We start from the raw sequence: 9,125 nt of genomic DNA on the forward strand, positions 1-9,125 counted from the left end.
CATCCTCGCCACGTGCGCCAGCGTGGAAGTCCCGACCTTGTTTATCAAGTCCCCCATCGAGCTTATCGCGTCCGCGCCCACGATGCACAAGTCCGCGTCCTTCATGAACGTGTTCATAGCGCCGTCCACGGCCAGCGTGGTCTTTATCCCATATTCAGCAAGCTCCCTTGCCGTGGTGCGTCCCTGGAGCCGCGGCCTGGTCTCGAGTGCGACCACCTCGAATTCCACGTCCAAATCTTTCGCCCTTTTCAATATTCCCGTAACAGTGGAGCTGTGGCAGTGCGTGATTATTTTTCCGCCCTGCGGCACGAGCCTCGCGCCGTATTCGCACACTTTTTTGTGGTCCTCCTCCATTTTTTTGAAATATGAAGCTGCTTCGCGCACCACCGTCTTCTTCAGCGCCTCCACGTCCTGGGCCGGCTTCGTCTTTATCTGCATGTATGTGAACTTCACAGCGTCGCGTATCGCGTTCCGCATCATCGGCTCGGTGGGCCTTGCAGAGGCGAGCGCATCGCCCACCTCCAGAAGCTCCGAGTACAATTCGTCCCTGCTCTTAGCCCTGGATTTTATCACTTGCAGTATGAGGGCCTCCACCGCGCTTTTCGCGACATTCCTGGCGCCCTGCACCTTCAAAGAGGAGATATCCTTCACTATGCGTTCAATCTGCCGGTCCATTTCCACACACCTACAAAAGCTCTTCAGTCGCGCTGACCGCTTTAGAGTATTATCCAACTAATATAAACATTTCCGTTTAAGGGGCATATTCTAGAATTAGCTTCCCCTTAACAACCCCTCTTCTATTATATGCATCAAACCCCCAGTGCTCGGTGCATAAAGCGCTTAGTGTCGTCGGCATTCCGACGACATCTGTACAAGCAAGCTCGGACATCGCGTACACCATCGCCAAACGCTCTGTTTGCCCCTAAAAGGAGTATGTTCCAGAGTTCGCATCCACTTCGCGTGCGCTGGATTTTATATTGAATCTCCCTAAATTCCTCCATGCGCATGAGAAAAATGCCCAGGCCCGAAGTCCTTATCGCAGGCGCGCTCGAGGACGGGAACAGGGTATTGTTCATGACCCGGCGGCTCGGCGAACGCTATGTGCTGGAACTGCCCTGCGTAATCGCGCCCCAGGGCTCTAACCCTGTGCAGAAGCTTTCCGAACTGTTCGCTTCATCGCTCGGTATAGACGCGCAAATCCACGGCATAATCCGCGAGGGCAGGCACAACGCGGGCTCAAGGAGGAGCAAGCGCTGGATTCCTGTGCTGGTTTTCAAAATCACTGCGAAAAAAGCGTTCGCCAAACCCTCTGAAGGCTTAGGATTCGAGTGGCTTGCGATAAAAGACGCGAAGAAACAAAAGCTTTCCAGGAATTGCGAATGGCTCGGCGGATGGGATGCTTAAAATGCTCGGAAAAAACTTCCTCGCGCCCATAGACAATTACACCAACCTGCCGTTCCGGCTGCTCATGCAGAAGCACGGCGCCAAAGCGACCGTGGTCCCTCTTGTTTCAGCGTCCGCGCTCTCGCGCAGCTCCCAGTACGCAAATAGTTTGGAGCTCAGCGAAAAGGAGAGATATCTGGGCGTCCAGCTTGTAGGCTCAATTCCGGCGGATTTTGAAAATGCGGCCAAGGAGATAGTGAAAAAATTCCGGTTCGTGAAATGGATAGACATAAACTCCGGGTGCCCGTCCCCAAAAACCTTCGGCTCAGGCTGCGGCAGCGCCCTGCTTGAAAAACCCGCCCTGCTGAAAAAAATCCTGGCCGCAGTGATGAAAGCCGGGCTTCCAGTCTCTGTGAAAATGCGCCTCGCCCAGAATATGGAAAAAACGCTCGCAGCAGTTTCCGCAGTGCAAAATGCGGACTTCCTCATAGTGCACGGGCGCACCCCGCAGCAGCTCTACTCCGGAAAGGCAGACTGGGAAGCGATAAAGTCAATAAAGGAAAATTCCAAAATCCCGGTAATCGGCAACGGAGACATATGCACGCTGGCCCAGGGAAAATCCCTGGTACGCGAAGGCTTCTGCGACTCCTTCATGATTGGGCGCGCAGCGCTCTCCAACCCGCTCGTTTTTGAAGGAAAAGAACCCGGCGGCGCAGAAGTGAAGAAGCGCATCTTCAGAGAATACCTGCACATCGTTGATAAATATTCCGGACGCCGCCTTTCCGACCTCAGGCTCAAGGCCTTCGAATTCTTCCGCGGCTGCCCAGGAAGCTCCGGGCTGAGGCGCGCGCTTTCAGAGTGCAAGAGCGCGGAAGAGCTTGAAGAGATGGTTTCAAGCTTCGGCCAGTAATTTCTGCGTTGCTGCATATGCTGGCGCACATGGTGCGTGCCAGTGCACACTAATGCACGCCCATGCGGCAAAGGATGCGATAGGTTATTTAACCACGTGCAGGAAAAACCATCCATGGGCGAAATAAACGTAACCATTGATGAGAATGCGCGTCTGTGGCCTGAAAAATACTGGAAAATCGAGCTTGCGGTTTACTCGGCAATCGCATTTTCGCTCCCATTCCTTTTCCCTTCCTCCCAACTCGTCACCGGCACAATAGTGAACGCGCTCCTCATAATCTCAGCCCTGCACTTCAAAGGCCGCCAGGTTCTTCCTGTGGTGATGCTGCCTTCAATCGCGGCCCTGCTCAACGGCGCGGTCTTCGGCCCATTCACCCTTTTCCTGGTTTACATGCTCCCGTTCATCTGGGCCGGAAACTTCCTATTAGTGCATATCATCAGGGAATTGCAATCCGCGGCCAGATTAGGCTATTTCAAAACGCTGGTTCTTGCATCTGTTTCAAAATCAGCGCTCCTTTTCTCAGGAGCGTTCGTTCTCGCGGGCTTATCTTTAGTCCCCTCAGCGCTCCTTTTCCAGATGGGGCCGATGCAGTTCGCGACCGCGCTCATGGGCGGCATCGCGGTGCTCATCCTGCGCCGCTTCGCTCATCTGTTGAAATAGATTAACTCCTCTAGTTTTTTCCTTCCCATCGTTTCCAAAAATTCATCCATGAGCGCCTTCAGTCCAGGACTGTCCAGCGGAGTCTTGCTCCTGGACTCCCCTCCTGCCCTCACTAATCCAGCCCTGCGCTCCTTCACCCTTTCCAGCGCGAGCGGCGGCTGTCCGGGGCCGCCGACGCACCCGTACGGGCACATCATCACTTCCACCATGTGGTATCTCTTCCCGGACTGTATCTCATCGTAAATCTTCTCGAAATTCGGGAACCCCTGCACAACCGCGATGTTCAATTCATGCTTGCCTATTTTCACAGTTTTGGTCCTTATGGCTCCGTCCTCATCCAAATCAACCACTTCCGTTTTTTCGCCCATGAGCCCTGCCATGGTTTCGAGCACAGCGTCGCTCATCCCGCCGCTCACCCCGAACACCATCCCGTCCCTCGAGCTCCCGGGCATGATTTCCGAAAGCGCCCCGTCTTCCATCCTGGCCAGGTCCAAACCCTTGCCTTTGGCCCATTGCGCAAGCTCCACTGTAGTTACAACATAATCCACGTACCTGTGCCCGTTCTTCATCTTCTCATCTGTCTCGTTTTTCTTGAGCGTGCAGGGCATTATCCCCACTATGCTGATGTCGCCGGGCTTCCTGCCGAGCTTCTTCGCCAGGTAAAACCTCGCGACCGCGCCCATGGTCATCTGGGGCGACGCGATTATGGTTATGTTCTTCAGCAGCTCGGGATGCTTGGCCTGCGCGTACGTCCTCCACCCTATGCAGCACGAATTGAATATTGGATATTTCCCGGTCCCTTTCTCCAGCCTTTCCTTCACGTCCATAGCTTCGTAATAAGTCGCTATGTCGGCCCCGAGCGGGGTTTCAACCACGTAATCGAACCCGAGCTTCCTGAGGAGCGATACAATCTTGCCCATTGTGTTTCTCCCTGGCTCGAAGCCGAACATCTCCCCGAGCGCCACCCTTACCGCAGGCGCCACTTCAGCCACCATCAGCTTCCCGCCGGCTTTCTCCTCCTCGAGCTTCCTGAACAGCGGCTCGCCGAACAAAATATTCTCTTTCATGGGCATCGGTTATTCTGCTCGGATTAATCTTTTAAACCAGGCGACTGCGATTCAGAATTTCTTTGCCAGTTCAGCGAAAACAACCGGCACGAGCCCAGCGCCCAGCGCCAATGCCCACTCCCCAGCCCCGAGCGGAGCTATCTTCATTATCTCTGCGAGCGCAGGAACGTACATGAGCGCGCAGTACGCAACCGCAACAATCACTATTGTGAGCAGGAAATAGATGTTCCCAAGCGCTTCTGCGCCCATCCTTTTCTTGGACAGCAGGGGCGCTATGAGGAGCACCTGCCCGACGAGCATGGCGGTGAAGCCCATCGCTCTCGCGGTTTCCTCATCCGCCCCTCCGGAATGCGCAACCCAGTACATTGCCGCAGTCCCCAGGAATACCAGGAATCCGTCAGCGACCAGCCGCGCTATCTCCCCTGAGCCCAGCATCTGTTTTTTCCTGTCCCTCGGGGGCCTCCGCATTATGTCCCTTTCCTCAGGCTCCTGCTCGAAAACTATCGAAACAACCGGGTGCAGCACTATCTCCAGCAGCACGATATGTATCGGCAACAGCAGCAGCGGAAGGCCCAGGAGCGGAAACGCCAGCGCGGTCAGGAATATGGGCACGTGGAACGCTATGAGATACCCGAAAGCCTTCTGCAAATTGTCATATATCCTTCTCCCGTTCCTCACCGCATCCACAATTGTCTTGAAATTGTCGTCAAGCAGCACGAATGCCGCGGCTTCCTTCGAAACCTCGGTGCCCCTCTGGCCCATCGCCACCCCTATGTCCGCCTTCTTGAGCGCAGGCGCGTCGTTTATCCCGTCCCCTGTCACCGCGACGCTGTAGCCGAGCTTCTGCAGGCCCTCCACTATCTTGAGCTTCTGCTCGGGCATCACCCTTGAGAATATGCTGTTGCCCCTCAGCATCCCTAGGAACTCCTTTTCCCCGAGCCCCTCAAGCTGCCTTCCGTCAATCACTTCCCCGTGGTCTATGCTCGCCTGGTGCGCTATCGCGTGCGCGGTGGCCTTGTGGTCCCCGGTCAGCATCACCACCCTTATTCCTGCGCTCTGGCACTCCTCCATCGCGTGCGCAACCCCCTCCCTTATCGGGTCCGCGAAGCCCAGCAGCGCCACGAATTCCAAATCCTTCTCGTCATGCGTGCGCCCTCCTATCTTCTCCAGTTTCCTGGTCGCGAGCGCAAGCACCCGTATCCCCCTCTCGCCCATGCGCTCGTTCGCGTGCAGCACCTTTTTCTTTTCCTCCCCGCCCATCCTGCAAATGCGCAATATTCCTTCAACCGAGCCTTTTGCGCATATCCTCAGCTCCCCTGCATGGCTCCAGACATGGGACATGTGCCTTGTTTTCGCGTCAAACGCGTACTCAGCCGCAAGCTCCCATCTCCCTATCCTGCCTTCCGCATCGCTCCCTTTCGCGTACTCGAACAGCGCCTTTTCCATGAAATCATACGGTTCCTTCTCGCAGGCCATGAGCGAGTAGAGCAGCAATTCCCCAGCTTTTCTCCCATCCCCGGCCAAAAATCCTGCCGCATTTTCCTCAACCGCCATTCCAGGAGTGAAAATCTCCGAGACCGCCATCCTCCCCTGCGTTATCGTCCCTGTCTTGTCCGTGCATATGACATTCACGCTCCCCAGCGTTTCAACCGCCGAGAGCTTCTTCACGAGCGCGTTCGCTTTCGCGAGCCTCCACATCCCCAGGCTCAGGAAGAGCGTGAACACCACAGGGAACTCCTCAGGAATCGCAGCAGTGGCGAGGCTTATCCCGCCTATTACCGCGTGCGACCAGCTTCCGCCGGTGTAAAGCTCCACCCCTATGAGCGCAAGCGAGAGGAAGATTGCGAAAATCCCTATGGTTTCCACTATCTTCTCTATGTCCTTCTGGAGCGGAGTCTTCACAGCTTTGGTTTTCCCGAGCGTCCCGCCGATTTTCCCGTAATGCGTTTGCGAACCGGTCTTCACAACCGCGCAGACCGCTTTGCCGGAAACCACTGTGGTGCCTGCGAAAACAGCGCCAGGGTTCCCGAAAAACTCGTCAGAGAAAAGCTCCTGCCTCTGCTTCGCCATGGGTTCTGATTCGCCGGTGAGCGCGGATTCGTCCACGCTCAAATCCGAAGAGGAGAGTATGGCACAGTCGGCCATCACCATGTCGCCCTCTTCAATAATTACAATATCCCCAGGCACGAGCTCCTCTGACTTTACCTTCATCCTCGCGCCGTTCCTCACCACGCTCACGAACGGCTCGCCGAGCTTCTCCAATTTCTCGAGCGCCTTGTCGGTCTGCAGCTCTATCACTATATCTATCAGTGCGATAGGAACTATCGCCACCAGCATCACCGCCGCGTCCAGCATCTCCCCGAGCGCGAAATACACCGCTGCGGCAATCGCAAGCAGCCAAATCATGGGCTCCTTCAGGAAAGCCAGCATGCCCCATCTTATTTCCTTCTTCTTGGGCACGAGCAGGTTCTTCCCGTATTTCTCCAGCCTTTCCGATACCTCTAAGTCGCCGAGCCCGTTTTTTTCATCAGTCCTGAGCGTTTCGATAAGCTGCTCTAGTCTTGAGCTGTTTTCCATCCCTAAAATTTTATCAGCTACGCTTTAAAGAGTGAGTTTTCCTGCGCTCCAGCGCCAGCATCCTTCTCTTCGCTCTCACGCCTCCTTTCCCGCTGTAGCCCCCCATTCCCCTCGTCCCAATCACCCTATGGCACGGTATGAGCGGAGCAAGCGGATTCTTCGCAAGCGCGTTCCCCACGGCACGCGCAGCACCTGGCTTTCCAATCGCGTTCGCTATTTCAGAATACGCCCTTGTTTCCCCTTCCGGGATTTTCGCGCACTCGTACAGCACCTTCCTCTCAAATTCAGTGAGCGTTCCCAGCTTTTTCAGCTGCGCCTTGCTCAATTCCAATTTCTCACCTGAATCCCCCGCCTCCAGAAGACCCGCCGCTGAACCCTCCGCCACCGGAGCTCCATCCGCCGCTCGAATGCCCTGAGAACCCGCTGTGGCTTTCCAGATGCCTTGTCCCGTACTTGGACAGGTTCCTGACTTCCATGGCGGAATGGTAGAAAACGTACGTGTGCACCCTCGTCCTGTCCATCCCCTCCACTTTTTTCACTATGAGTGCGTCAAGCTCTGAGAGATGGCTCTTCACCTTGTCCGCGACACCCAGAGCGGTTGCGTAAACAAGGACCTTGCCCCACACGATTGCGGACGCTGGAGGATATTCCTTCATCCTGCTCATCTTCACAGCCCTGTAAAAGGCGTCCCATTTCGCGTGCTCCTGCTCGAACCCTTTCGGGACCGAAGTTCCGGTCGCACTCACGTAAGTGAGATAAGCTGCGAGCGCGATTATCCCCAGCGAGGAGCAGCATGTGAGCCCTGACGAAATGCTGATTCCCGACATCAGCGAGAACACCCCTCCGATTCCGACTATGGCAACGGCGAAGAAAGCGAGCGGGTACATCCCGTACTTCTTCTGCTTCCCCTGGGCCGCGCCCCAGAGCCCTTTCGCCTTCACTATATTTTTCACTTCCTCAAGATACTTGTCCATGTTCTTCTGTATCGGCAGCTTCTTGGCGTCAGCCATGGTTTTTATTCCCTTGAACTCATCAGCCATCCTGTCCAAATCCACTTCCTTTCCAGATGAAAATATCATGTCCAGCAGCGCCTGCTCGTAAGGCTTGAGGTCCGCGGGCCTTTTCCTAAGCATTAGGATGGTGCGCTCCCTTTTCGCCTCCGCGGACGTTTCTCCCTTCTTCTCCAACTCCACAATATCCACGACTCCTTTATTTATCAAGTCCAGCAGAGTGGAAGCGAACAAGTCCTTCTCCGGAAAATCATTAACCACCAGCGCCGAGACCACTGCCGGCTCTTCTTCATCAGGGGGCAGTATGTTTTCCGCGAGCTTCTTTTTCCCCATCCCCTGCGCGAATTTTACCGCAGAAATCATGAGCAGGATTATGAAAACCGGGACGCAGCAATATTCCAAACCAGTTCCAGGCATCCCGCCGTTGAAAACCTCCTTGGAGCCGTATATCTCCCTCTCGTTTTTCAGTATCGCGAGCGCGGATTCGTTGAACGTTTTCCTGTAAGCGCCCACCGCGCCCTTGTCAAAAAGGTAGCATCCGCCCACATAGTTTCCCGCTGGAACATCGGCAATCTCGCTCACTATTGTCAAATCCTGGACTGCGCTGCTTCCCTGCTTCGCGGAATAAATCTCGAAGTGCATGTCCTTGCCCCTGCTTCCCTCAGGAAGCGTCATCTCGGCGCGCAGCCCCTTTGCGGCGACCTGCCAGTTCGCCCCGTAATGCTCGTAGCAAACCTTGGCGAAATCGCTGTACAAGTCCACCCTCTTCTTTATGGCGTATTCAATCTCCACCGCGTTCTTTCCGGCAAAGGTTTTTTTCCACACTATTTCCGCGTTATTGCCGTTCAAATTGAGCTCGTGCGCCACGGTTTTCCCGTTCACCTTCACGCTCTTCACGATTATATCCGAGAGAGAACCGAAATCCTCAGGCCTTATGGACCTGTACCCTTCGTTGTACTCCTTCTCGAGCGTGAAGTCCATCTTCTCGTAAACGTTCAAATCGCCGTTGGGGAGAACGGTCGCATGGGTGTAATAAGAGTCTATTGAAAAGGAAAATACAGCCGCGCACAGAAGAAGTGCCAGGAAAAAGTTTTTCATCCCCATGCCCGTTCACCTCGCCCCTCCGCCTCCACCACCTCCTCCGCCCCCGCCGCCGTGCCCGCCTCGAGAACCTCCAGTGGCTGCAGAGGTTGCAGAGGAAACAGAGCGCGCCAGGTGCGGAGCGTACATTCCGTACATAACCAAGTGCGTGCCCCTCATCTTCTGTGCAGGAACCTCCACCTTCATTGCAGCTATAACTTTATCAGCAACCCCGAAAGCCGTTGCATATACCAGTAGGGTCTCCCAAATCACAATATCCCCAACCTTCTTTTCCTTCATCAGCGTGAGATCGCCCATGTATTTTTTGAAATTTTTCCACCTCTGCTCGGCCACGCGCCCCTCGCCGCTCCATCTTCCCAGTATCTGGCGATTTCCCATGCTGATACCCATAAGCACCATGCATTCAACCCCAAGCAC

9 protein-coding genes are annotated in these 9,125 nt (G+C 55.1%); 3 read left to right on the forward strand and 6 right to left on the reverse strand.

What is annotated here, in order from left to right; translation table 11 throughout:
- Positions 1–675, reverse strand: a 675-nt coding sequence (locus WC488_03290) for a hypothetical protein (protein ID MFA5077426.1), incomplete at its 3' end; no start/stop codon positions are given.
- A gap of 324 nt (positions 676–999) precedes the next feature.
- Between WC488_03290 and WC488_03295 the strand changes: the two genes are divergently transcribed.
- The 3 genes from WC488_03295 (at position 1,000) to WC488_03305 (ending at position 2,953) form a co-directional block, all read left to right on the forward strand.
- Positions 1,000–1,404: a hypothetical protein gene (locus WC488_03295; GenBank protein MFA5077427.1), complete on the forward strand. Its 405-nt coding sequence runs from the start codon at positions 1,000–1,002 to the stop codon at positions 1,402–1,404.
- A 1-nt stretch (position 1,405) separates the two neighbouring features.
- Positions 1,406–2,293 (forward strand): tRNA-dihydrouridine synthase family protein, encoded by an 888-nt coding sequence (locus WC488_03300; GenBank protein ID MFA5077428.1) that lies wholly within the window; start codon positions 1,406–1,408, stop codon positions 2,291–2,293.
- Positions 2,294–2,407: 114 nt separating this feature from the next.
- Complete coding sequence (locus tag WC488_03305; GenBank protein MFA5077429.1) at positions 2,408–2,953, forward strand: hypothetical protein; 546 nt, start codon at positions 2,408–2,410, stop codon at positions 2,951–2,953.
- Here the strand turns inward: WC488_03305 and WC488_03310 are convergent.
- The 5 genes from WC488_03310 to WC488_03330 all read right to left on the reverse strand — a co-directional run.
- A complete protein-coding gene (locus WC488_03310; GenBank protein ID MFA5077430.1) occupies positions 2,938–4,026 on the reverse strand; it encodes a [Fe-Fe] hydrogenase large subunit C-terminal domain-containing protein in 1,089 nt (362 codons plus the stop codon). The genes WC488_03305 and WC488_03310 overlap by 16 nt on opposite strands.
- A 45-nt stretch (positions 4,027–4,071) precedes the next feature.
- The gene (locus WC488_03315; GenBank protein MFA5077431.1) at positions 4,072–6,597 is read right to left on the reverse strand and encodes a cation-translocating P-type ATPase; all 2,526 of its coding nucleotides are present in this window, start codon (positions 6,595–6,597) and stop codon (positions 4,072–4,074) included.
- A gap of 13 nt (positions 6,598–6,610) precedes the next feature.
- Positions 6,611–6,928, reverse strand: a complete 318-nt coding sequence (locus tag WC488_03320) for an MGMT family protein (GenBank protein ID MFA5077432.1) — start codon at positions 6,926–6,928, stop codon at positions 6,611–6,613.
- Positions 6,929–6,932: 4 nt separating this feature from the next.
- The gene (locus tag WC488_03325) at positions 6,933–8,711 is read right to left on the reverse strand and encodes a DUF2207 domain-containing protein (protein ID MFA5077433.1); all 1,779 of its coding nucleotides are present in this window, start codon (positions 8,709–8,711) and stop codon (positions 6,933–6,935) included.
- A 6-nt stretch (positions 8,712–8,717) separates the two neighbouring features.
- Positions 8,718–9,125, reverse strand: a 408-nt coding sequence (locus tag WC488_03330; GenBank protein ID MFA5077434.1) for a hypothetical protein, incomplete at its 5' end; no start/stop codon positions are given.

It is taken from the genome of Candidatus Micrarchaeia archaeon (assembly GCA_041650355.1).
GTDB lineage: Archaea > Micrarchaeota > Micrarchaeia > Anstonellales > Bilamarchaeaceae > JAHJBR01.

What these genes read in the sequence shown, in the direction of transcription:
- WC488_03310 (MFA5077430.1), bottom strand. Translation starts at nt 4,026, where the DNA reads ATGCCCATGAAAGAGAATATTTTGTTCGGCGAGCCGCTGTTCAGGAAG.
- WC488_03325 (MFA5077433.1), bottom strand. Translation starts at nt 8,711, where the DNA reads ATGGGGATGAAAAACTTTTTCCTGGCACTTCTTCTGTGCGCGGCTGTA.
- WC488_03305 (MFA5077429.1), top strand. Translation starts at nt 2,408, where the DNA reads ATGGGCGAAATAAACGTAACCATTGATGAGAATGCGCGTCTGTGGCCT.
- WC488_03300 (MFA5077428.1), top strand. Translation starts at nt 1,406, where the DNA reads ATGCTCGGAAAAAACTTCCTCGCGCCCATAGACAATTACACCAACCTG.
- WC488_03295 (MFA5077427.1), top strand. Translation starts at nt 1,000, where the DNA reads ATGCGCATGAGAAAAATGCCCAGGCCCGAAGTCCTTATCGCAGGCGCG.
- WC488_03315 (MFA5077431.1), bottom strand. Translation starts at nt 6,597, where the DNA reads ATGGAAAACAGCTCAAGACTAGAGCAGCTTATCGAAACGCTCAGGACT.